This is a genomic window from Bradyrhizobium sp. Ken64 (genome assembly GCF_055807555.1).
Map to the genome: position 1 here is coordinate 1 of NZ_JBVVPA010000009.1, position 21,086 is coordinate 21,086.

At 61.9% G+C, this 21,086-nt stretch carries 23 protein-coding genes and 2 pseudogenes; 13 read left to right on the forward strand and 12 right to left on the reverse strand.

Annotation, left to right across the window (positions count from 1 at the left end):
* A partial coding sequence (locus AC0L2F_RS16795; RefSeq protein ID WP_473249100.1) for an ATP dependent DNA ligase occupies positions 1–663 on the forward strand: 663 nt, incomplete at its 5' end.
* 31 nt (positions 664–694) lie between these two features.
* Here AC0L2F_RS16795 and AC0L2F_RS16800 read toward each other — a convergent pair.
* Positions 695–1,519 carry a ribonuclease HII gene (locus AC0L2F_RS16800; RefSeq protein WP_473249101.1) on the reverse strand — a complete coding sequence of 275 codons (825 nt, stop codon included), beginning with the start codon at positions 1,517–1,519 and terminating at the stop codon, positions 695–697.
* Positions 1,520–1,776: 257 nt separating this feature from the next.
* Here AC0L2F_RS16800 and AC0L2F_RS16805 point away from each other — a divergent pair, with 257 nt between their 5' ends.
* Entirely contained in the window at positions 1,777–2,880 is a 1,104-nt protein-coding gene (locus AC0L2F_RS16805; RefSeq protein ID WP_473249102.1) for a DNA topoisomerase IB, read from the forward strand.
* A 374-nt stretch (positions 2,881–3,254) separates the two neighbouring features.
* Here AC0L2F_RS16805 and AC0L2F_RS16810 read toward each other — a convergent pair whose 3' ends face one another.
* The gene (locus AC0L2F_RS16810) at positions 3,255–3,677 is read right to left on the reverse strand and encodes a hypothetical protein (protein ID WP_473249103.1); all 423 of its coding nucleotides are present in this window, start codon (positions 3,675–3,677) and stop codon (positions 3,255–3,257) included.
* A gap of 15 nt (positions 3,678–3,692) precedes the next feature.
* The gene (locus tag AC0L2F_RS16815) at positions 3,693–3,893 is read right to left on the reverse strand and encodes a hypothetical protein (protein WP_473249104.1); all 201 of its coding nucleotides are present in this window, start codon (positions 3,891–3,893) and stop codon (positions 3,693–3,695) included.
* A gap of 226 nt (positions 3,894–4,119) precedes the next feature.
* On the opposite strand from AC0L2F_RS16815, the gene AC0L2F_RS16820 reads away from it, so the two are divergent.
* Positions 4,120–5,472, forward strand: a complete 1,353-nt coding sequence (locus tag AC0L2F_RS16820) for a carbohydrate porin (RefSeq protein WP_473249105.1) — start codon at positions 4,120–4,122, stop codon at positions 5,470–5,472.
* Between the two features lie 106 nt (positions 5,473–5,578).
* Here the strand turns inward: AC0L2F_RS16820 and AC0L2F_RS16825 are convergent, their stop codons facing one another.
* From AC0L2F_RS16825 to AC0L2F_RS16840, 4 genes are all read right to left on the reverse strand, one after another.
* A complete protein-coding gene (locus tag AC0L2F_RS16825; RefSeq protein ID WP_473249106.1) occupies positions 5,579–6,094 on the reverse strand; it encodes a DUF1003 domain-containing protein in 516 nt (171 codons plus the stop codon).
* A 2-nt stretch (positions 6,095–6,096) separates the two neighbouring features.
* Entirely contained in the window at positions 6,097–6,540 is a 444-nt protein-coding gene (locus AC0L2F_RS16830; RefSeq protein WP_456766533.1) for a low affinity iron permease family protein, read from the reverse strand.
* 260 nt (positions 6,541–6,800) lie between these two features.
* Positions 6,801–7,841 carry a glycosyltransferase family 4 protein gene (locus tag AC0L2F_RS16835; protein WP_473249107.1) on the reverse strand — a complete coding sequence of 347 codons (1,041 nt, stop codon included), beginning with the start codon at positions 7,839–7,841 and terminating at the stop codon, positions 6,801–6,803.
* 131 nt (positions 7,842–7,972) lie between these two features.
* Entirely contained in the window at positions 7,973–8,182 is a 210-nt protein-coding gene (locus AC0L2F_RS16840; protein WP_204512971.1) for a hypothetical protein, read from the reverse strand.
* 329 nt (positions 8,183–8,511) lie between these two features.
* Here AC0L2F_RS16840 and AC0L2F_RS16845 point away from each other — a divergent pair, with 329 nt between their 5' ends.
* Positions 8,512–8,928 (forward strand): hypothetical protein, encoded by a 417-nt coding sequence (locus AC0L2F_RS16845; RefSeq protein WP_473249108.1) that lies wholly within the window; start codon positions 8,512–8,514, stop codon positions 8,926–8,928.
* A gap of 682 nt (positions 8,929–9,610) precedes the next feature.
* Here the strand turns inward: AC0L2F_RS16845 and AC0L2F_RS16850 are convergent.
* From AC0L2F_RS16850 to AC0L2F_RS16865, 4 genes and pseudogenes are all read right to left on the reverse strand, one after another.
* Entirely contained in the window at positions 9,611–10,177 is a 567-nt protein-coding gene (locus tag AC0L2F_RS16850; RefSeq protein ID WP_473249109.1) for a PfkB family carbohydrate kinase, read from the reverse strand.
* Entirely contained in the window at positions 10,146–10,532 is a 387-nt protein-coding gene (locus tag AC0L2F_RS16855) for a PfkB family carbohydrate kinase (RefSeq protein WP_473249110.1), read from the reverse strand. The genes AC0L2F_RS16850 and AC0L2F_RS16855 overlap by 32 nt, the downstream gene beginning before the upstream one ends.
* 13 nt (positions 10,533–10,545) lie before the next feature.
* A complete protein-coding gene (rpiB, locus tag AC0L2F_RS16860; RefSeq protein WP_473249111.1) occupies positions 10,546–10,992 on the reverse strand; it encodes a ribose 5-phosphate isomerase B in 447 nt (148 codons plus the stop codon).
* Between the two features lie 66 nt (positions 10,993–11,058).
* Positions 11,059–11,424: pseudogene (locus AC0L2F_RS16865) on the reverse strand (type 2 periplasmic-binding domain-containing protein); the annotation flags it as partial.
* Between the two features lie 17 nt (positions 11,425–11,441).
* On the opposite strand from AC0L2F_RS16865, the gene AC0L2F_RS16870 reads away from it, so the two are divergent.
* Both AC0L2F_RS16870 and AC0L2F_RS16875 read left to right on the forward strand, forming a co-directional pair.
* Complete coding sequence (locus AC0L2F_RS16870) at positions 11,442–12,101, forward strand: copper chaperone PCu(A)C (protein WP_473249276.1); 660 nt, start codon at positions 11,442–11,444, stop codon at positions 12,099–12,101.
* 97 nt (positions 12,102–12,198) lie between these two features.
* Complete coding sequence (locus tag AC0L2F_RS16875) at positions 12,199–12,369, forward strand: hypothetical protein (protein ID WP_473249112.1); 171 nt, start codon at positions 12,199–12,201, stop codon at positions 12,367–12,369.
* 65 nt (positions 12,370–12,434) lie between these two features.
* Here the strand turns inward: AC0L2F_RS16875 and AC0L2F_RS16880 are convergent, their stop codons facing one another.
* A complete protein-coding gene (locus AC0L2F_RS16880; RefSeq protein ID WP_473249113.1) occupies positions 12,435–12,620 on the reverse strand; it encodes a DUF3606 domain-containing protein in 186 nt (61 codons plus the stop codon).
* A 110-nt stretch (positions 12,621–12,730) separates the two neighbouring features.
* Here AC0L2F_RS16880 and ligD point away from each other — a divergent pair.
* From ligD to AC0L2F_RS16915, 7 genes and pseudogenes are all read left to right on the forward strand, one after another.
* Positions 12,731–13,619: pseudogene (gene ligD / locus AC0L2F_RS16885) on the forward strand (non-homologous end-joining DNA ligase).
* Between the two features lie 562 nt (positions 13,620–14,181).
* On the forward strand, positions 14,182–16,026 hold the full coding sequence (locus AC0L2F_RS16890; protein WP_473249277.1) for a glycoside hydrolase family 15 protein: 1,845 nt from the start codon (positions 14,182–14,184) through the stop codon (positions 16,024–16,026).
* A 74-nt stretch (positions 16,027–16,100) separates the two neighbouring features.
* Positions 16,101–16,895, forward strand: a complete 795-nt coding sequence (locus tag AC0L2F_RS16895) for an SDR family oxidoreductase (protein WP_473249278.1) — start codon at positions 16,101–16,103, stop codon at positions 16,893–16,895.
* Positions 16,896–17,787: 892 nt separating this feature from the next.
* On the forward strand, positions 17,788–17,937 hold the full coding sequence (locus tag AC0L2F_RS16900) for a hypothetical protein (RefSeq protein ID WP_473249114.1): 150 nt from the start codon (positions 17,788–17,790) through the stop codon (positions 17,935–17,937).
* A 538-nt stretch (positions 17,938–18,475) separates the two neighbouring features.
* Positions 18,476–19,003, forward strand: coding sequence for a MarR family winged helix-turn-helix transcriptional regulator (locus AC0L2F_RS16905; protein ID WP_473249115.1), 528 nt, complete (start codon positions 18,476–18,478; stop codon positions 19,001–19,003).
* 10 nt (positions 19,004–19,013) lie between these two features.
* Complete coding sequence (locus AC0L2F_RS16910) at positions 19,014–19,985, forward strand: Bug family tripartite tricarboxylate transporter substrate binding protein (protein ID WP_473249116.1); 972 nt, start codon at positions 19,014–19,016, stop codon at positions 19,983–19,985.
* A gap of 17 nt (positions 19,986–20,002) precedes the next feature.
* The gene (locus tag AC0L2F_RS16915) at positions 20,003–21,022 is read left to right on the forward strand and encodes a methyltransferase (RefSeq protein WP_473249117.1); all 1,020 of its coding nucleotides are present in this window, start codon (positions 20,003–20,005) and stop codon (positions 21,020–21,022) included.
* The last annotated feature ends 64 nt before the right edge of the window (positions 21,023–21,086 follow it).

The window sequence follows — 21,086 nt, forward strand, 5'->3', positions numbered from 1 at the left end:
CTTCAAAACGCCCTGCGTCACGAGGCCAAGCTTTTGTACTGCGCGTTCGACCTCATGTTCGCAGCCGGCGAGGACCTGCGCGCGCTGCCGCTTCTCGAGCGCAAGAAGCGGCTCAAGGCCCTCCTGCCGCGCCACAAGCTCGTCGCGTTCAGCAACCACCGCAAGGGCAGCGGCACAAAGTTCTTTGCACAAGCCGAGCTGAGACATCTCGAAGGCATCATGGCCAAGCGCGTCGACAGCCCGTACGCGTCCGGACGCCGGACCGCCGATTGGCTGAAGGTGAAGACCGCGCAGCGTCAGGAGGTAGTGATCGCCGGCTTCACCGCGCCGAGGCGAACCCGGCCCTTCTTCGGCGCCCTCGTGCTGGCGGTACGCGACGGCGATGCATGGCGGTACATTGGCCACGTCGGCACCGGCTTCAGCCACCAAGTTCTCGAAGAGCTTCACCGCAAGCTCGTGAGGCTGAAGACAGCCAAGTCGCCCTTCCCTGGCAAGGTGAAAAACGAGCGGTTTACGACCTGGGTGCGTCCTTCCTTGGTTGCGGAAGTGAAATTCGCAGAGTGGACCAGCAAGGGCGAGCTGCGCCAGCCGGTCTATCTCGGCCTGAGGTCCGACAAAAATGCCAAGGACGTCGTTCGCGAAAAGAAGTGGTCGCGAAAATAATGCTCCCCAGACGCAGAGTACGACCTGGAGTTCAGCTGGCGGCGCGCTCGGATGCCGAAGGCCACGGCGGCAGGGGCGGCAATCCGAGGGCTTTGCGTACAGGTCCAAACGACCTCCGGTGAGCTGCGCATGCACCAAGCCTGGCGAGCGCCTCATAATGAGCCGGCACCGGGTAGCCCTTGTGATCCGCGAAGCCGTAGCCGGGGTGACGCACCTCGAGTGTCCGCATGACCGTATCGCGCTCGACTTTCGCGAGGATGGAGGCGGCCGCAATGCTGGCGGACTTGGCGTCACCTTTAATGATGGGCTGCTGAGGGATGTCGATTTCCCTCAACCGCTTCGCGTCGATCAGCAAGTGCTGCGGTGCCAACCCGAGCCCCCGGACCGCACGTTGCATCGCCTGGATGCCTGCCCAATAGATGTTGATTTCGTCGATCTCCTCGACCTCGACGAATGCTACACACCAACTCTCTGCCTTTTCCTTGATTTCCTTCGCGAGTTCTTCGCGAGCGGCGGCGTCGAGTTTTTTCGAGTCGTCGATTCCAACTATCCGCGTCCCGGGCTTCAGGATCACGGCGGCAGCGGAAACTGGCCCGGCGAGAGGGCTCATTCCCGCCTCGTCCACGCCTGCCACCGCATGATGGCCGCTTTCCCAGAGAGAGGTCTCGAAGCGGAGCATCTTGCGGAGGCGCTGCCCTTCCGACCTATTTTCGGAGCGCCGCTTGTCGATTGAAGCCAGGATTGCACGGGCTCCCGCGCGGGTGTCGGCCCGCAAGATCTGCTCGACGCCGGCCTCGAGCGGTCTTTTCTCGATGACATAGCGCCGGCGCAACGCATCGAGCGAATACTGGGGCATAGTGGCCTTCGTGAAGACTGACTGTGGGAAGCGTGTCGGTGAAATTTGTGGCGATTGTCTGAAGCTAGACCATGCCGTCATCGACTGCGCAGCGCCTTGTCGAAAGGAACCGGACCGGCTCGCCATCTGAGGTCTCGCTATTCTGGAGGGCCACTGATCCAGACCTCGCGTTCGACCTCAGAGCGGAACCAACCGGTGTCTTCATCCCTTGAGAAAGAGTGGAGCCTCGATTCCCGGGCTTCCGAGGGGGCCGGCCCATGCTCCGCCAAGCCAGCAACGAAGAAGAGGTTCTGGACCGCACCGCCGAGGTCGCGGCCACCATCGCGGAAGAAGGCCTCCGCTACGTCAGCGACTCCGCGCCGGGGTACACGCGCAAGCGGACTGGAACCACTTTCAGCTACTACGACAAGGACGGCAAGCGCATCACCGATGCCGCCGTCATCCGACGCATCAAATCAATCGGCATCCCGCCGGCCTACGAGTCCGTGTGGATCTGCCCGTCGTCGAACGGCCACATCCAGGCAACCGGGCTCGATGCGCGGGGTCGCAAGCAGTATCGCTACCATCCGAAGTGGCGCGAGCTCCGAGACCAGAACAAGTATGAGCATATCGTCCTGTTCGCTGCCGCGCTGCCCGCGCTGCGGGAACGGGTCGCTGCCGACATGAAGCGGGACGGACTGCCCCGCGAGAAGGTGCTGGCCACGATCGTTAGTCTTCTGGAAAAGACGTTGATCCGGGTCGGCAACGCCGAGTACGCTGAGAAAAACAAGTCCTACGGGCTCACCACCATGCGCCGCAAGCACGTCGCGGTCGGGCGCGGCGTCCTTCGTTTCGACTTCACGGGCAAGTCGGGCAAACAATGGAAGCTTCGCGTCGAGGACAAGCGGATAGCCGCGATCGTGAAGCGCTGCGCGGAGATCCCGGGACATGAGCTCTTCAAGTACCTGGACGACGACGGACAGCCCCGCACCGTCGATTCCGGCGACGTCAACGCCTACATCAAGGACATCACGGGCGAGGACTTCAGCGCCAAGGATTTTCGGACTTGGGCGGGAACCGTTCTGGCGGCGTTGGCGCTTGCCGAATTCAAGAAGTACGACAGCCAGGCCGAGGCGAAGCGCAACGTCGTCACCGCGATCGAAAGCGTCTCGAAGCAGCTCGGCAACACACCGGCCATCTGCCGCAAGTGCTACGTGCACCCGGAAGTCCTGAACGCCTACCTGTCAGGTGACCTCGTGAAGATGATTGAGACCAAGATCGCGCAGAAGTTCAAGCGCCAGTACGCCAAGCTCACTTCCGACGAGATCGTGGTGCTGGCATTTCTCCGGAAACGTCTCGATTCTCTGACGGAGCCCGCCTAGCCGGGCCTACCCGGTCTCCGGACGCCTGCGTCCTCCTCGATGTCTCCAGGCACACCTCGGCTGGGGCTCTCGTCGGCAAAAAGGGGCCTTCCATTCAAAGCCGGGATGCTGGGCGTGGTGCGGGCCGGCGGGACGGTCGTTTACCGTTCGGTTCCGCTTCCGTCCTTGCCATTCGCGGCTCTGCCGGCTGGGTAGATGGACCCGTGCACAAGTCCCCGTCCCGATACCCGAAGCAAAACCGTTCTTAGGTCGCATCGGCCTGGCCGCAAGCAACGTAAGGGCGGTGCGCTTGGCTGGGGAGGCGTAATGGACAGTTTGGGACTATTTCAGCAGCCGCGCCTAGGCTGCGGCTTCTTCTTGGACTTCGATCTACCTCAAGAGGTGTTTGCTCTCGCGTGTTCGCGCGCCTCCCGACGACGTTCACGGCGTTCGCGCCGCCGCTTGGCACGGTCGGCGGGCTGTCGCAGCGGAGGAACGGGCGCTGTGTCGGATACCAATTTGGGAGCCTCATCGGCTGCGGCCTGTTGGGCCGGCTCGGATGCCTCCGGGCGGGCTTCCATGAATTCAAGCACTGCCCGACCCTTTGCCGTAATCTTCCAGCCCCCGCTGATGCGTTCGACTAAGCCTTGAGAAAAGATATCGAGATCGGGTACCCGCGCGGCGAGGCGCTTGGTCCGATTCGCCCACTCGCGGCCACTGGTCGCCAGGATGGCCATGTCGCGCTTGAGGTCTTCCATGACGGCGAAGCCGTCCGGATAGCTCACCAGGATCTTCAGCACCGTGACCTGGAAATTCACGCCCGCCTCGACCGATCAGCGCCACATCGTGGGTGCACGCGAAAGGGCATCACGGCCTACCTGCCTGAGTTCGTCTAGTGATACCTCACCTTTGGTAGCAGCCTCCAGTATCTTTGAGGCGACATGGGTACGCGCTCCGATCTCGCGGTGCGAAACGCTCTCGGAAACTTCGTTTAAGACCGCGCGCAAGAGCGCACTAGTTGACGGATCGAACATGAATGCCCCCAGAAGGGAAAACCTATCATAGCCAACATTTCGCGTGCCGCGATTCAAAAATGATTGCGATAGGCCAGCTGGTCTGACCGACCTTTTGGAAATTGCCTCCACGGTGGACTTGCCTTGCAAGATCAGGCAATTCGTAAGGCTATCTTCGAGATCAGGAAGTCGCGTGTCGAGACCCCACCGAGCCTATAGGCAGGTCGTTCTTTCGATGTCGGTAGTCATGCTCCTGGCAGCCGGCGCCGCGGCCCAGGAGGATAAGAAGACCGACGACGACAAGCCGGCCGATCCGGACACGGGTGAGAGCACCGTGGAGGAAAAGACGCTCGGCATTCTGCCCAATCCGCTGCAGAAGTACGGCGTGAAGTTCGCGGCCACTTACATAGGCGAGGCGTTTGGTAACGCTTCCGGCGGCCTGAAACAGGGCGCAATCTACGAAGGCCGCCTCAACCTCGCGGTGGATGTCGATCTGCAGAAGCTCGTCGGCATCGACAAGCTCACTTTTCACGCCAACATGTTCCAGATCCATGGCGACGGCCTGTCCCGGAGCAATCTTCAGAACTTCTTCGTCGTCAGCGGAATCGAGGCTCTGCCCGCAACGCGCCTCTACGAAGCGTATTTCGAAAAGCAGTGGGGCGCGAAGAGGCTCTCGCTGAAGGTGGGTCAGCTTGCCGCCGACAGCGAATTCTTCAACACCAGATATACAGACGTGTTCACCAACGCCTCAATGGGTTGGCCCGCGATCACGTCGCTTGATCTTCCCAGCGGCGGACCTTCGCCACCTTTGGCGGCTATGGGCGCAAGGCTACTGGTCAACGTGACCGACCAGCTTTCCGTTCTGGGCGGGATCTTCGACGGCGACCAAGCCGGCCCCGGATCGGGCGACCCGCAGGAGCGCAATCGCTACGGCGTGAATTTCCGCGTCAACGATCCGCCGTTGTTACTGGGTCAGATCCAGTACGCCTGGAACAACAAGAAGGGCGATCCCAACCTGACCGGCCAGATCAAGTTCGGCGGCTGGCGGCACTTTGGCTCTTTCGCGGATCAACAGCTCGCGTCGAACGGCAGCTCGCTCGCCGCTCCCGGTAGCAGCGGCGAGCCGCTATTGCTCGCAGGAGACATCGGTGGTTGGGCGGTCTTCGAGCAACAGATCTACCGCGTGCCTCACAGCGACAATCGCGGGATCGGTGTGTTCGCAAGGGCCGCCGGCGCGCCCGCTGATCGCAACCTGATCGATCTCTACGCTGATGCCGGCGTCGAGTTCATTGGGCTTCGTGATGGCCGGCCCGATGACAAGTTCGGGATCGCCGCGGGCTATGCCCATCTGTCCAAACGGGCGCAGGCGCTCGACGCCGACTACCGCATGCTGGTGAATCCCAACTGGCCCTCGCGAAACTTCGAGGGGTTGCTGACGACGGTCTACCAATACCAGATCAAGGAGGGCTGGTCGTTGCAGCCAAACTTCCAATACATCATCCACCCGGGCGGCGGCGCCACCGGGCAGGCGACGCCATTCGCCGGCAAGGCCCTCAAAAATGCGTCGGTATTCGGCCTCAGGACGACGCTCAAATTCTAGCCCCGTGCGCATCGCACGGACTCTGCTCAGGAAGAGCTCGTGCAGATGAACACGATGGCGCAGGTGGCATCAGAGCGCCCCCCATGTCGTCCTCCGGGCGGACATCTCATTGAGCCTTTTCAGCCTGCTCGCGCTCGCGCAAGCCTCGGGCAAGTTGATCAACAGACGTCTCCTGCGCCAATTCGTCTTGTTGGCAATCCTCGTCATCGACATTCAGCCGCCTGGCAAGCTTCTGCAATATTCTCAAAGACCGCGTCGCCTCCCGTTCAGAGAGCAGATTAATCTGAAGTTCTAGACGATCTCGCTTCTCCAAAATGCGGTCGGTCGCATTTTGGCGAATGAGGACACAGGAGGTGAGAAGTACCGCCTCCAGCGCGAGGAATGTCCCGAGCAGCGGGAACGGGAATGGATCAAGCGCGCGATCGGGGAATACCCGGCCGAAGGCAATCCAACACACCAGCGCCCCGCACTGCAGCACCACGAACTGCGGAGTGCCCGCAAACGATCCGATTGCATGAAAAACACGATGATGAAGAGCGATCTTTTCCTCATCCTGCTTTTCAAGCCGCAGGATGGCGTCGATATTTTCTACCGGTCTTTTCGATGATGTCGGCGTTGACATCGTCAGCTGGCGATCTGCTCGGCGGCTCGCCGCGCTGACTGTCGGGTCCGGTCGAGTGTCTCATCTCCGGCTTTTTCGGCCTTGGCACGCGCTTCACATTTTGAGCGAAGCTCCTCAATCTCATCGTCTGTGAGGTGCTCAATTCCCACGAGACTATTGCGCGCCGCACTCACGCGAATGAGTTCGTCCAGCTTTACCTGAATGGCGGCGCTGTCACGGTTTTGCGAGTTCTGAATCAGAAATACCATAAGGAAAGTTACGATTGTGGTCCCAGTATTAATGACCAACTGCCAAGTGTCCGAGAACTGGAAGAGCGGGCCGCTTATGCCCCACACGACCACCACACCCGCAGCTAACAGGAAGGTCGAGGCGCGCCCAGCCGCAAGCGAGGTCTTGTTAGCCAAATCACCGAAGAATTTTGAGATCCGGGATGGTTCGTTTTTCATGACTCAGCCTTTGCCACCAACCACAATGTTGTTTCGGGGCGAAAGTTCCGCGTCAGGAACCGACATACATTGGCAGCAAACCGAGGCATGCTTTGCGCGGGAGCTCCCGAGAGCACGTATTGAGAGCGATCGCAGAGTACGTCCAAGCCACGCCCGTTCGGATGCCGACATCAACTCTAGAATTCAACTTGCTCCTGATTCGAAAACGGCATGGCCAAGGATTCCATTCACGCCAGTGCCACAAGCCAGCCGCGGATCTCTCACCCGCAGCGTCCTCCACGAGCGATCAGGTTGCGATATCGGGTCTCGTATTCATGCGCCATCCGGCTTGCGGCGAAGCGCTCTTCGAACGGGGCGCGGACCACTCGTCTGTCCAGTCGGCCCAGTTCTTTCACCGCCCTGATCGCCTGCTCCTGACCGTCGACGATGAAGCCGGTGACGCCGTCCTCCACAACTTCAGGCACCGACCCTGATCGATAAGCGATCACGGGCGTCCCGCACGCCATCGCCTCGATCATCACCAGACCGAACGGCTCGGGCCAATCGATCGGAAATAGCAGGCCCGCTGCGTCTGCGAGGAAAGGCTGCTTCTTCGCGTCGTCGACCTCGCCGACGAGTTGAACCGTCTGGCCATCGATGTTCGGCTCGAGCTTGTTCTTGAAGTACGCCGTCTCCGACCGAGGAATCTTGGCGGCAATTCGCAGCGGCATTCGCGCCGCGCGCGCGATGCGTATGGCGTCCTCCGGTCCCTTGTCAGCCGTCAGCCTCCCCAGAAAGGCCAGGTAGGAACCCGGTTCGTAGGACGGCCGAAACAGATCCTTCGGCAGTCCGTGCTGGATCGTCGCGATCCAGTTCGCCTCCGGAAGTGGCCGACGCTGGTCGGCGGAAATGGAGACGAATGGAGCGTCTGCAAAGATGCCGATTACCTCGGGCAGACAAGGAAGGTCTAGCCTGCCGTGCATCGTGGTCAGAAAAGGCACGCCGGTTCGGCTCAGCACCGGAAGGGGCAACCAGTCGATGTGGGAGTGGATCACGTCGAAGTCGCCTGCGCGCTCGGCGATGGCCTCGATCAGAAGCGCGCAGGCGGCATTCGGATCGGCACCCTTCCGCCCCAGGCGCAGCGCGCGCGGCCACACGCCGTGGAGCTTTCCCTTCGTCTTGGAATCCCCGCTGGCGAACAGGGTGACGTCGTGTCCGAGTTCGACCAGTTCGTCCACGAGCCAGGCGATCACACGCTCAGTGCCGCCGTAAAGCTTTGGAGGTACGCTCTCGGCCAACGGAGCAAGCTGCGCAATCCGCATCGGCTAGGCTCCGAACACGAACCGCAGGACAGTCACGATCGTCGCGGAAATGAGGGCCGAAATCGCGAGCAGCGTCCAATCAGGCCTCGTGCTTCCGCGGGCCACTCGCGCTGCAAGCGTCTTCATGGCCGTCAACATTCGTCTCGAGGAAGCCGCTGCAGATAGGCTATCCCGAAGCCAGCGAGTTCTTCGGTATCGCTCTCTCGCGCTTCCGACCTGCTGTGGAGGTGGCGCTCCAGCAGGCAGCGCCGGCTGTCGTGCGGATCGACCTCGGGGTGCTGCGCCCGGTACACCGTCCAGGCGGTCTCCATGGCGTTCTTCAAGACGACTTCGTCGACCATACTCACTCCCTCCGGAGACCGAACCCAGTCGCTCCCAACTCAAGGCACTCCGGAAAGTTTCCGGTTATTCCCGCTGGCTTAGCCGCTCGAGAAGGAGCCTTTGCTCGGCTCTTTCGCGCGGTCCGACCGAGCTGCAGGCGTTGGCTTCGGCCGGACCTTCTGGATGCAAGCGGGGCGGCCGTCGCGGTCACGGCGGCGGGCTCCGTACTGGCGCATCGCGCGCCGTCTCCGGCGGCGAGGATTCCATTGCCCGCGCCGCCCGGGCAGCTGCAACCATTGCCTCTTTTTCCCGTTATCGGTAGGGCGCGAGCAATGTGAAAGGAATCTCGATGAAGAAGATCGCGATGTCGGCGCTGATGGTCGGCGCTCTTGGTCTGTCCTCGGTGGCCACCACCTCTCCTGCCGAAGCCCACTGGCGAGGTGGCTGGGGACCGGGCATCGCCGGCGGTCTGTTGGCCGGCGCCGTAATCGGTGGACTTGCCTCGTCGGCTTATGGATGGGGACCTGGCTACGGCTACTACGGTGGCCCGCGCTATTATGGAGCGGGCTATTACAGCGGACCCTACGCCTACGACTACGGCTACGACGAGCCCTATCGCTGGGGTGGTGGTTACGCCACCACGACCTACTACACGGCGCCCGTGTCTTACGGCTACCGGTACCGCCGAGCCGTGCGGCCTGCTTACGCCTATTACCGCGGATCATATCCGGTCGTGCGGCACCGCTGGCACCATCACCGCTGGTGACAGGCCCCGACAGCAACAAGCCGCGCTCGTCGAGGGCGCGGCTTTTCCTCGGTCAAGCGCTTACCACCACTCGCCGAGAAAGGGTTCGTGTCGACCAAGGGCGGCTGACGGGCGTCCCACTACCCCTAGCTTAAGGCCCTGCTCGTGGGCTTGTTTCGGAGTCCTTCGCCATTCCGCTCGGGAGCGGTGATTGCTCGCCCGGGCCGCCTGATGCCGTCGACACAGGATCTGTTGGCCTAGCGAAAGGATTGGCTGTAGCCACGATCTCGACCACCACATCAGCAAGCCGTCGCCGGATCAGATCGCGTCAAAGGCAACGTCCAAGCCGGCGCGTTCGTCCGGCAACGCTATCGAGCCGTCGCCAGCCTCCCTCCTCAATCTGCACCAAATCCACCTGATCCCATCCGAGCTATTCTCGTCCCTGATTGAAGCTGGCTCCGAGAGTGCGGCGGGGGCTGGGCGAGAACATCTGCTGGTCTGGACCGCGAACGAATGCCGTCGGGACGATCATCTAGCTCGGACCCATGGCGATATCGAGCTGACCGAAATCTGGACGCCGTGTGTTCTCAACGGCCCCTTGTTCAGAACGGCTTCAAACGACAGGTGCTCTCGTCGGCGAAGGCGATCCCCCGCAAGCCAAGAATCCTGCTGCCAGCCATCGTGCGTGAACGATCTCTGATGGTCAGGCGATCGACTTTACCGCACCTCTGACCGGCATTCCGTCCTGCGCGCCCTCTTTAAGGCAATTTAATGCGGCAGCCTCGCATCCAATTTCCAAAGACTTTTGCAACGGCACTATCTCACTTACCATAGACGCGAAGGCGCCGACGAAGGCATCGCCGGCCCCGGTTGTGTCGATGGGGGTGATGCAGGGAGCAGGCGCGCGGAGACGCTTGCCATCGGCGGTGAAGGCGAGTGCGCCTAGCGCGCCAGCGGTTACGATGCAGTTGAGGTCACCGGCCCTGGCAAGTTCGGCGGCTGCGGCGTCGTAATCCGGCGACGGGGCGAAGCCGATGGCCCTGGCTGCATCCAGAGCCTCATGCTCGTTGACGAGGAGATAATCGGTCACCGAGAGAAGCTCGACCACCATCTCGCGGGTCATCAACTCCGGCACGGGTGCGAGATTCCAGATGACAGTACCGGAAACGGATTTCGTCTTGCGTGCGGCCGCCAGCGCTTCTGCGAAAGGCACTTCCATTTGAAGCACCAGGATTGTGTCACGGCCGAATAGCGCGATGGGGGAGGTCATCGGCGCTCGCGGTCATGTTGGCGCCGCTTGCCACCGTGATTGCATTTTCACCGGTCTGATCGACCGTGATGAAGGCACAGCCGGTCGGCTGGTCCGATCTGACGACGAGATCCGTGTCGACGCCGTTTGCTCGGAGATTCTCTACCGCTCTGTCGCCGAATCCGTCGCGTCCGATACGGCCCGCCATTCGGACGCGTCCCGACCCGGCAATGCGCGCGGCAGCCACGGCCTGATTGGCGCCCTTGCCGCCGAAATGGGTCCGATAGGAGGGCGCGAGCACGGTGCGGCCGGGGCCCGGAATGACCGGGACATGGGCGACCAGATCGATGTTAAGCGATCCGAACACTAGGATCATGGCGGAGAAACCGTCAGCCTTGCTCGTCCAAGACTCGCAGCTTCTCCACGCGGCGGCGGAAATCCTCGTCGGTGGAGAACTCGGCCGAGAGATAGGACGAGACGAGATCGACGGCAAGCCACGCGCCGACGATCTGCGCGCCGATGCACATGACGTTGACGTCGTCATGCTCAACGCTCTGATGGGCTGAATGGATGTCGTGGCAGACCGCGGCGCGAATGCCCTTCATCTTGTTGGCGGCGATCGAGGCGCCGAGGCCGGTGCCGCAGACCATGATGCCACGCGTGGCTTCGCCCGTGGTCACCTTCTGAGCCACGGCGCGGGCGATGTCGGGGAAATCCACCGGCTTGTCGTCATAGGAGCCGACGTCGACGACGTCATGCCCGAGGCTGCGGATGTGGTCGATGACGGTTTGCTTGAGCGGCCAGCCGGCGTGGTCGGATCCGATGACGAGACGCATGTGATGCCCTTCTTGATTTTGCATGAGCGTGGCAGCCGCGCGCGGCTGCCACGATTGTTTCCGGTCTTAGCTACGCATATCCGGCGGCAGCTCGACGCCGTGGAATTTCTTGTAGATCGCGTTCTTGACGTTCTCGGTGATCCAGGTGTTGAGCTTGTCCATCAGGCGCGGCTCACCCTTCTTCAGTCCGATGGCGAGGTCGAAGGTCGCCAGCGGAATCCGGGACTCGAACACGCGCGAGGGGTTCTTCACGCCGATCTGGTTGATGATGGTCGCGGACGAGGCGACGCAGTCGACCTGACCGGACACAGCCGCCGTGACCATGGTGGCGTCGTCATCGTAACGGGAGATCTTGAGGTCCTTGTCCTTCATGTTGGACAGGGTCGTGTCCTGCGTGGTGCCGCGCGAGACGCCGATTCGAAAATCGCGGAGCGGCCCCCGACAGACTGCTGTCGGCGTCGAGCGCGGCGGCTGCCAAGGTCGAAATCCATCGCATGTCGATGCAGGACGGCATCATGACCATGCGGCCCATCGAAGATGGCCTGCCGATCCCTCCGGATCAGACGGTAACGTTGGCCCCAGGCGGAGATCACATCATGTTCGTGGGCCTCGCCGCTCCGTTCGAGGAGGGGCAGCGCATTCCGCTCGCTCTGCGGTTCGAGCGCGCCGGACGGATGGACGTTGACTTCGAGGTGGGGCCCGTCGGCGCGAAGGGCCCCAGGCTGCAGATCGCATCGATCGTCCCGACAGCGGTCGCGGTGCCTGCGATCAAAGCCGCCCCGGCGGGCGAGCCGTTCTTCACGCATCTCTGCGGGACGCAGGTGATGGCGGACGTCACCATCACGCCAGGACGCCACGGACCAGTCGAGATACTCGTGAAACTGGAGGATGGCGACGAGAAGCCGCTTTCCGTCGATGCGCTGTCGGTGACGTTGTCTAACCCGGAGAAGAACGTCCCGCCCTTGGCCGCCACCGCGGAGCGGGTGAGCTCCGACACCTGGAAGGTCCGGACCACGGCCGCGACCGAAGGCAGGTGGTTGCTGTCCCTCGGAATCGATTTGAAGCCGGGCGAGCGGATCGATATGGCCGCACCAATCCTTATCGAATGAGGACGCAGGCGGAGAAGTCCAGTGACGTCGCTGTTGATCTGCCTTATGCCTCGCGAAACCTATAAGCGTTCGCGGGCCACCAATCCGAAGAGTCGACATGAGCGGTCTGGTCTTCACCTGCCCGGTCACCCGAAAGCCCGTTCAGCATTGGGATGATGACGCCTCGGAACCGGGCCCCGACCACGCCTACGTTGGGGTTCAGTGCCCGGCATGCGGCCGGTTGCATTTCCTGAATCCGAAGACCGGCAAACTGCTGTGTGAGAAGTAAGTCGGCGGCTTCCGACCGAGCGCAAGGACTCCTTCTCGATGGAAATGGGTCAGGCAACGCGGCCCTCAACGGCCGAGGCGCTTCTCGACCATCTTGCGGGAGTTGCCGACCTTCTTCACGGCCTTCTTGACCACGGCGGCCGAGCGGCCGGTCTTCTTCGCTTCGTAGGCGACTTCATACTTCTGCCCGCCGGCAACACGGGCCCGGTCCTGCTTGCGTCCCCGCGTGGTCTTCTTCGCTGCCTTTGCCATGGTCGGCTCCTCGTTGAATGATGTCGGAGCAACGTTACCAGGATTCACTAGTTCCGGAACGATTCCGCATGTGTCACCTTGAATCACGTTTGTTGCGTGGAGTTCTGTCCGTGGCGTTTGCGCGTAAGAAGCCGGCCGATATCGCCGTCGAGGCTCCGTTCCCGAATTTCGTGGAGCCGGCCCTGGCATCCTCGATCGATAGGGTGCCGTCCGGATCCGATGGATTCACGAAATCAAGTTCGACGGCTATCGGGTGCAGGTTCATCTGCACAACCAGGCGGTCGAGGTCTTCACCCGGCGGGGCCACGACTGGACCGACCGCTTCAAGAAGGTTGCTCAGGACGCTTGGCACATCAAGTGCGGCTCGGCGATCTTGGATGGTGAGGTCGCCGTGCCGGCGGCCGACCGCACTACCGACTTCTCGGTCCTGCAGAACGAGCTCAAGGGCAGTTCGAAGCGCATCGTCCTGGTCGCCTTCGATCTTCTCTACCTGAACGGTCGCGACCTGCGGAAGCTGCCGCTCCTCCGGCGGAAAGCGGAGCTCAAGAAGATCATCTCGGGCACCGACGTCCAGTTCAGCGAGAGCTTCGAGATCGAGGGCCAGGATATATTCGCGCACGCCTGCAAGGTCGGCTTGGAGGGCGTGGTCTCCAAGGTCCGCGACAGCGTGTACGCAAGTGGCCGCGGCAACAACTGGGTCAAAAAGACCTGCGCGCAGCGGGAGACCCTCACGATCGCAGGCTTCGCGCTCCGCAAGGGTACCGACCTGGTCTACGCGGGAAAGGTCGACCATGGCTTCGACAGGACGAGCGCCGCTGACTTGCAGAAGGGAAGAGGTTGAAGCCACTCGTCCGGAAGACCCAGCCATACTCTAAGCGCATCGCGCACAAGGGCGTCTGGGTCGAGCCGAAGCTGCTCGCCGAAATCGAGTACCGGGCCAAGTCGGCGGAGGGAAAAGTTCGGCACCCCTTCTTCAAGGGTCTGCGGGAGGACCTTTGATGGCCCGTTTGTTGGGGCACGGTGCGGCGGAGCCGAGCGTGCGCCTTGAAGCTAGACTGGGTCCGGAGCCGGGGCGATCCGTGCGCCGAGCACCTGGTCGAAATCGGCGGGATCAAATCGCCTTCCACGGGAATCCGTAATATGCACCTGCCAGCCTTCGCTCTGGAGAGCGAGCGCCTTCGCGACGGTTGTGGCGGGGCTCAACCGAACGGTCTGGACCGTCTTCCCATTCTTTGAAGAGTGGACCGTGAATGCCGTCATGGTACCTCGATCGAGTGACCCTATACCCGCCGCCGCATCCGTTGCAAATGTAAGCAGTTACTTGTTGGGTCAAGGCGACTTCATGTGGGTGCGGTCCGCGAGCCGCGATCGCGGCCTGAAACCGCAGCTGTCGTCGGAGGAAACAGGCCCTCCATTCAAATGCGGTGTGCTTGGGGTGCTAGGACCAACGGAGCGGGCGATACGGCGCGCGTTCGTTGCCAATCTAAACGAAAGTACATACTCAGAACTGACTGACGTCGGAACTGGATGCCGCGGCTTCCATTGACCAATCGAGGGTGTCCTGATGGCCCGGATCGAAGATTACGCGCTTATCGGCGATTGCGAGACCGGCGCCTTGGTCGGGTGCGATGGCTCAATCGATTGGCTCTGCTTCCCGCGGTTTGATTCCGATAGCTGTTTCGGGCGGCTACTGGGGGAGGAGAAGAACGGATATTGGAGCCTTCGCCCGGTCGAAGGATATACGACCGAGCGTCGCTACCGACCAGGCACGCTGATCCTGGAGACCGTCTTCGCGACGGAGACGGGCCGTGCACGTCTCATCGACTTCATGCCCCGCAAGACGGGCGTGTCGAACGTCGTCAGGATCGTTGAGGGCATCGAAGGATCGGTCGATATGCGAACCGAGCTGGTCGCACGGTTCGACTATGGGGTCAGTGTACCCTGGGTGAGCCGCCTGGAGGATGGTGCAGTCAGCTTGGTCGCGGGAGCGTCCATGCTGGTGCTGAGGACCGGGGTGCCGCTGCACGGCCACTCGATGAAGACAGTCGGCGCGTTCTCCGTCGAACCGGGCCAACGCGCTGCCTTTGTTCTCTCCTACCAGACATCGTATGAAGATCCAGCCTCCCCTGACGATCCGTGGCTTCTCCTGGATCGTACAGAACGTTTCTGGCGCGATTGGTCCAGCCGCTGTGAAGCGGCCGGGCCATATTCGGACCAGGTTCTGAGATCTCTCATAACTCTCAAGGCCCTGACGTTCGGACCCAGCGGCGGCATTGTCGCTGCCGCCACGACCTCGCTTCCGGAGCAAATTGGTGGCTCTCGCAACTGGGATTATCGCTTCTGCTGGGTGCGGGACGCCACGCTGACCCTGTTGGCTCTCATGGGGGCCGGCTACTACGACGAGGCGCGCGCCTGGCGAGACTGGCTCATCCGCGCCGTGGCGGGAAGCCCGAAGCAGTTGCAGATCATGTACGCCGTCACGGGCGAGCGCAGGCTGACCGAGTGGGAGGTGCCCTGGCTGTCGGGATACGAAAACTCAAACCCGGTGCGTATCGGGAACGCGGCGCACACCCAGCTTCAGCTTGATGTCTATGGCGAGTTGATGGACGCCTTATACCAGGCCCGCCGAGGCGGTCTGGCCGAGAACAAGCGAGCCTGGGCCATTCAATGTGCCCTCCTCGATCACCTCAAGGGAATTTGGACGGAGCCGGATGAAGGTATTTGGGAAGTGCGAGGCGGCGCCAAACACTTCACTTATTCGAAGATCATGGCTTGGGTCGCTTTCGATCGAGCCATCAAATCGGCCGACGAGTTCGGCATGCATGGTCCCGTGGACGATTGGAAAGCGCAGCGCGCCGCCATTCAGGAAGATGTCTGCCAACGCGGCTACGATGAACAGCGAAAGACCTTCGTTCAGGTCTACGGTGAGTCCCAACTCGATGCATCCCTGCTGCTGATCCCGGCGGTAGGCTTCTTGCCGCCCGAAGATCCCCGAGTGATCTCGACCATTGAAGCTATCGAACGCGAGTTGCTCAAGGACGGATTTGTGCAGCGATACGATACGAAGGCGACCAAGGATGGCCTGCCGCCTGGCGAAGGGATGTTTCTGGCCTGCAGCTTCTGGTTGGCCGATGCCTATCACCTGATCGGCCGCGATGCTGACGCCAAGGCATTGTTCGAGCGTCTTCTTGCTCTGCGCAATGACGTCGGTCTGCTGTCGGAAGAGTACGACACCGGGCGAAGTCGGTTGGTGGGCAACTTCCCCCAGGCCTTTTCTCACATCGCCCTGGTGAACACGGCTCACAATCTCACCCACCGCCAAAAGCCATCGGAGCATCGGGGTAGCACGAAAGCGCTCCCCAGCAAGGGGCAGGAAAGTAAGGGCACCACGAGGAGACACGTATGACAGAGAGGCCGATCGATCCTGCTGCCTCGGTCAGTCCGAAGGAGCGACCTCTAGGGCCCGTTCGCCTTCCCGTCGTGCTGGAAGGACAGCCTGCGCTAGTGACGGGGGCAAACTCGGGAATCGGGCGCGCAGTGGCCCTTGGACTCGCAGCCTCTGGCGCTGACGTGATCGTCAATTACGTAGTTGACCCAGAAGCGGCAGACGACGTGGCCCATCAAATCGAGGCACTTGGCCGGAAGGCGATCACGATCAAGGCCGACGTCAGCAATGAGCAGGACGTCCAGTCGATGTTCTCCAGCGCTATAGGTCATTTTGGAACGCTGCACATCGTTGTGAACAATGCTGGATTGCAGCGGGATGCGCCGTTTCACGACATGACGCTCGAACAGTGGAACAAGGTCATCGGCGTCAATCTCACCGGCCAATTTCTCTGCGCCAGAGAAGCGATCCGCGAGTTCAAGAGACGAGGTGTAGTGAGGAATGTCTCAGCGGCAGCGGGCAAACTCGTCTGCATGAGCTCCGTCCATCAGGAGATCCCTTGGGCGGGTCATGCGAACTATGCGGCCTCGAAAGGCGGCATCATGCAAATGATGCGAAGCTTGGCGCAGGAAGTTGGTCCGCTCGCGATCCGGGTCAATGGCGTCGCGCCTGGAGCCATCCGTACACCAATCAACCGCCCCGCCTGGGAAACCAAGGAGGCCTACGACAGCCTGATGACTCTGGTCCCCTATCGGCGCATCGGTGAACCAAACGATGTAGCGCAAGCGGTCGCCTGGCTGGTTTCAGATGCGGCCGACTACGTAGTTGGCACAACCTTGTTCATCGACGGCGGCATGATGCTTTTCCCGGGCTTTGCGAGCGGGGGATAGTCACAGCCGCACACCACCATTCTCAACGAAAGTGTAAGCGGCCCATCGGAACGGCTAAACCATGCGGGTGTCGCGGCATGGGGTCGTTAGGCAAGAGGAGGAGTGAGCATTGCCAAATGGCGCACGCGCAATGGGCGCAGGCAAGATCGCCCGCGAGGTAGCGAGAGCACTGACGTCCGCTCTGAAGCGCCATTCCGTCAGCTTTCCGAAGAAGGGCCATAGAAAAGAGGAAAAAACACCTCGCCAGACCTCGCCCTCGCTGCGCCCCGAAAAGTAGCGGTAGCTCCCATGCCCATCTGGCTTACTGCGGGTCTTTGGGGGCTGCTTGGGGCCTCATCGTTGCTCCTGGGAGCAGCGTTCGCATTCGTCTTCAGGATGCCTCGCTACGTTACTGCAGGAATCATGTCTTTCGGCTGCGGCGTGCTGATTTCGGCCGTGGCCTATGACCTTCTGGAGGACGGATACCAGGAAGGCGGCATCTGGCCCATCGTTGCGGGTGCGATCGGAGGCTCTGCCGCGTATGCTCTTGCCGATTGGGCGGTCTCCCGAGAGGGAGCGCGCTCCCGCAAGCGGTCAGGGGGGCAGCAGGTCAACGCCAGCGAAGGCGGAGGCCTGGCGATTGCCGTCGGCTCACTTCTCGACGGTATTCCGGAAAGCGTTGTTCTGGGTCTGGGGCTGTTGAGCGGAAAGGGCATCAGCATCGCGATGCTCGCCGCTATCTTTCTGTCCAATTTCCCGGAAGGCCTTTCGAGCGCCCTCGGCATGCGCGCTGCTGGCCGTTCCGCGCCCTACATCTTCGGCCTTTGGACCGCTATCACCGTCCTCTCGGGACTTGCCGCCTCCTTGGGAGCAGCTTTCCTAGGCGGTTGCTGCCCCTCAGGTCGTTGCCATCGTGAGTGCCGTAGCTGCCGGCGCTCTTCTCACGATGGTGGTGAACACCATGGTGCCGGAAGCTGTCGAAGGCGAACAGAAGCTGGCCGGCGTGCTTGTTGTTGTCGGCTTGCTTGCCGCCTTCGCGCTTTCTAACCTAGGCGAATCGTAAAGGACATTGAGCGCCTTCTCAATCAATCAGGTGTTGGCGGCCCATCTGTCATTTCAGGCCGGCTTAGTGGTTAGCCGCCGTCGGTTAGGTAGGCCTCGCGCGGGACTCATCGATAGTCCGCGCGAATCTAAGTCGCCGAACCTTGTCTCGAGCTTCTTTCTCGCCCTCGATCTCGCCTCAGGAGGCGTTCGCCCTCGAGCGTTCGCGCCCTCGCGCCGCCGTTCGCGGCGTTCGCGCCGCCGCTTGGCACGGTCAGCGGCCTGCCGCAGCGGAGGAATCTGCGGCGCAGCGACTATCTGGGCCGGAACTTCCTCGACCAAAGGCTGCCGAAGCGGTTCGGGCGCGCCGGGGCCCGGATCCAAGTTTTGGTTCGCTTGTGCTTATAAGGTGGAACTATCGAGCACGCGCGTTTCAGCAGCTACTCCTTTTCAGAAATAGATTTGCCGGGAGTTCGTTGCAAGCGCCCTCGTGGCTACGAACTCTTCTTGACGCAGTGCTAAATATTCTTATGATCAGAATTCTAACGAGTAGGGCCGGTATGTCCAAGGACCCCCGCAAACCAGCCGAGCTGTTGCCGGTGCTTCCCTCGTTTCGAGTGCCTGCCCATCTGGCACGGCGGTTTCATCAGATTTGCCTTGGTGTGACCGCCGAGATCCTCGAGGGCGAAGAAGTCTCGCCGATGCAGTGGAGCGTCCTCGCAGCTGTCCTGGAGGAGCCGGGAAGCGCTCAGGCGTACATCGCAAGACGACTCGGCATCGATGTCGTCACGCTCGGGCAGACGATCGACGTGCTCGAACAAGGAGGCCTGGTCAAGCGCCAGGCCGATCCGGCCGATCGCCGCGGCCGCCAACTCTTCATCACTCGACGGGGAACCGAACTGCGCCTGCGCTTGCGTCCCGCGATGCTCGAGGCGCAGGATCGGCTGCTGAGTCCGCTGAACAAGGCCGAGCGCGTCGCTCTGCTCGATATGCTTGCTCGGGTCGTCGTCGCCAATGGGAGTTATGCCCGCTCCGGCAACGGGCGGCGCAAGCCGCGAAAGCGGTCCGGCTCAGATCCGAAGCCTTGAGGAGAATGTCATGCGACCTCGGCGCTGGATCTTGTTGACGTTGCTGCTTTGCAGCCTGACGCCCGTCCTGCCAAGGGCGGCTATGGCCGAATGGCCCGAACGGGCCGTGAAGATCGTGGTGACGTTCCCTCCAGGCAGCGCCAACGACGCGGCAGCACGCATCTTCGCGGACGCGTTTTCCAAACGGTGGGGCAAACCGGTGATCGTCGAAGATCGAACCGGCGCCGAAGGGGCTATCGGGGTCGGCGCGTTCGTTTCGGCGCAGGACGACCACACCTTGCTCTATACCGTAATCGGTTCGGTGACGGTCGCGCCGCTGCTGATCGACAAGCTTCCTTACGATGTGGATCGCGATCTGCAGCCGATCGCCTCCACCACATCGATCGTTCTCACGCTCACGGTCAGCAACGGCATTGGCGTCGGTACCATCGCCGAACTGATCGATGCGCTCAAGGCGCAGCCCGGCAAATATGCCTGGGCTTCAGCTCCAACGCTGCCGCGATACGTCTTTGCCGGCTTCCTCAAGCGTCGCTCGCTCTCGATGAACCACGTGAGCTATCGCGACGCAGCTCAGCCGCAAGCCGATCTGGGAGAGGACAGAATCCAACTGCTGGTCACCTCGTTGACGGCATCCCAATCTCCCGTGCAAACCGGCAAGGCGCGCTTCCTGGCGGTTATCAATCCGAGCAGAGCCGCCGTATTGCCTGAGGTGAAAACCGTGCGCGAGCTTGGCTACCCCGAACTCGAGATCGATGGTTTCGCCGGAATCTACGGCGGCCGCAACATGCCGGAGGCGGTGAAGGCCCGGATCGCGGCCGACGTTGCCGCCATCTGCGCGGACAGCGAGGTTCGTCGCAAGCTCGAAGCCGGCGGGCACAACGTGCTTGCCGGAACCGCAAACGAATTGCGGGCCGGAATCGAGCGGCAGCGGAGCTGGCTCGCCGAAATAAGTCGGTGGGTCGATATCCGCGACGCGAGATGACGCAGGAGGAACCAACGATGTCGTCGCCGGAAGCACTCGCACTTCTCGACCTGATCCAGTCGCATCGGATCACCGCCGTGATCTACGTCGCGGCCCAGCTCGGAATCGCAGATCGACTATGCGATGGACCTAGATCGCTCGACGATTTGGCTGACGCGACCGGTGCGAACCGGGCAGCATTGGCGCGTCTGCTCACGGCGTTGCGCACCATCGGCATCTGCCGGCCGGGCGGCGGCGACCGGTATGCCCTGACCGAAACCGGCGCGACCCTGGCCGGTGCCGCTCAGTCGTCCTGCAAAGCCTGGGCGATCTTCGAGGGGCAAATGCTTTCGAAGTCGTGGAACGGCCTGCTCGAGACCGTTATGTCCGGCAAGACCGCTGCGCAAATACAAGGCTTGGACGACAGTTTCGATCTAATGGCGCGCGTGCCCGAAAATGTCGGCGTCTTCAACGCCGCGATGGCCAGCCTGACGCGTCTGGTCGCGGCTGACGTGCTGGCGGCCTACGATTTCAACCGGTTTTCGCATCTCCTGGATGTCGGCGGCGGATCGGCCGAGCTGATCGGCGCCATTCTCGGACGCTACCCACGGATGCGCGGCACCGTGTACGATCTTGCTCGCTGCGCCGAAACCGCAACGGCGCATCTTGCGCAGCTCGGCCTGGCCGATCGCGCGGATTTCCTGGCCGGCGATTTCTTCGCGTCCATCCCGGCGATTGCCGACGGTGTGATCCTGAAGAGCGTGATCCACGACTGGGACGCTGAGCGCAGCTGCGCGATTCTGCTGAATTGCCGGCAAGCGCTTCCAGCGAACGGAACGCTGCTGCTGGTCGAGCGCATCATGCCGACCATCCCCGACTGCAATGAACTGCACCGATCCCATGCGTTGAGCGACCTGAACATGCTGCGGGGGCCGGGTGGCAGGGAACGCACCGAGGCACAGTATCGGGACCTGCTTGGCGAGACCGGATTTCACGTGACGTCGGTGACGGCGGCGGGACGATTTGCGGTGATCGAGGCGTCTCCCGCAGCGGGCTGACCCCCACGCCAAACGGCGTCAAGCATCGAAGCGCTCCATCGACTCATCGTCAGTGTCGCACGAT

Coding starts and splice junctions, on each gene's coding strand:
- AC0L2F_RS16800 (WP_473249101.1), bottom strand. CDS start 1,519: ATGCCCCAGTATTCGCTCGATGCGTTGCGCCGGCGCTATGTCATCGAG.
- AC0L2F_RS16855 (WP_473249110.1), bottom strand. CDS start 10,532: ATGATCCTAGTGTTCGGATCGCTTAACATCGATCTGGTCGCCCATGTC.
- AC0L2F_RS16815 (WP_473249104.1), bottom strand. CDS start 3,893: ATGTTCGATCCGTCAACTAGTGCGCTCTTGCGCGCGGTCTTAAACGAA.
- AC0L2F_RS16910 (WP_473249116.1), top strand. CDS start 19,014: ATGCGACCTCGGCGCTGGATCTTGTTGACGTTGCTGCTTTGCAGCCTG.
- AC0L2F_RS16905 (WP_473249115.1), top strand. CDS start 18,476: ATGTCCAAGGACCCCCGCAAACCAGCCGAGCTGTTGCCGGTGCTTCCC.
- AC0L2F_RS16830 (WP_456766533.1), bottom strand. CDS start 6,540: ATGAAAAACGAACCATCCCGGATCTCAAAATTCTTCGGTGATTTGGCT.
- AC0L2F_RS16875 (WP_473249112.1), top strand. CDS start 12,199: ATGAGCGGTCTGGTCTTCACCTGCCCGGTCACCCGAAAGCCCGTTCAG.
- AC0L2F_RS16845 (WP_473249108.1), top strand. CDS start 8,512: ATGAAGAAGATCGCGATGTCGGCGCTGATGGTCGGCGCTCTTGGTCTG.
- AC0L2F_RS16880 (WP_473249113.1), bottom strand. CDS start 12,620: ATGGCAAAGGCAGCGAAGAAGACCACGCGGGGACGCAAGCAGGACCGG.
- AC0L2F_RS16915 (WP_473249117.1), top strand. CDS start 20,003: ATGTCGTCGCCGGAAGCACTCGCACTTCTCGACCTGATCCAGTCGCAT.
- AC0L2F_RS16805 (WP_473249102.1), top strand. CDS start 1,777: ATGCTCCGCCAAGCCAGCAACGAAGAAGAGGTTCTGGACCGCACCGCC.
- AC0L2F_RS16825 (WP_473249106.1), bottom strand. CDS start 6,094: ATGTCAACGCCGACATCATCGAAAAGACCGGTAGAAAATATCGACGCC.
- AC0L2F_RS16820 (WP_473249105.1), top strand. CDS start 4,120: ATGCTCCTGGCAGCCGGCGCCGCGGCCCAGGAGGATAAGAAGACCGAC.
- AC0L2F_RS16835 (WP_473249107.1), bottom strand. CDS start 7,841: ATGCGGATTGCGCAGCTTGCTCCGTTGGCCGAGAGCGTACCTCCAAAG.
- AC0L2F_RS16840 (WP_204512971.1), bottom strand. CDS start 8,182: ATGGTCGACGAAGTCGTCTTGAAGAACGCCATGGAGACCGCCTGGACG.
- AC0L2F_RS16850 (WP_473249109.1), bottom strand. CDS start 10,177: ATGACCTCCCCCATCGCGCTATTCGGCCGTGACACAATCCTGGTGCTT.
- rpiB (WP_473249111.1), bottom strand. CDS start 10,992: ATGCGTCTCGTCATCGGATCCGACCACGCCGGCTGGCCGCTCAAGCAA.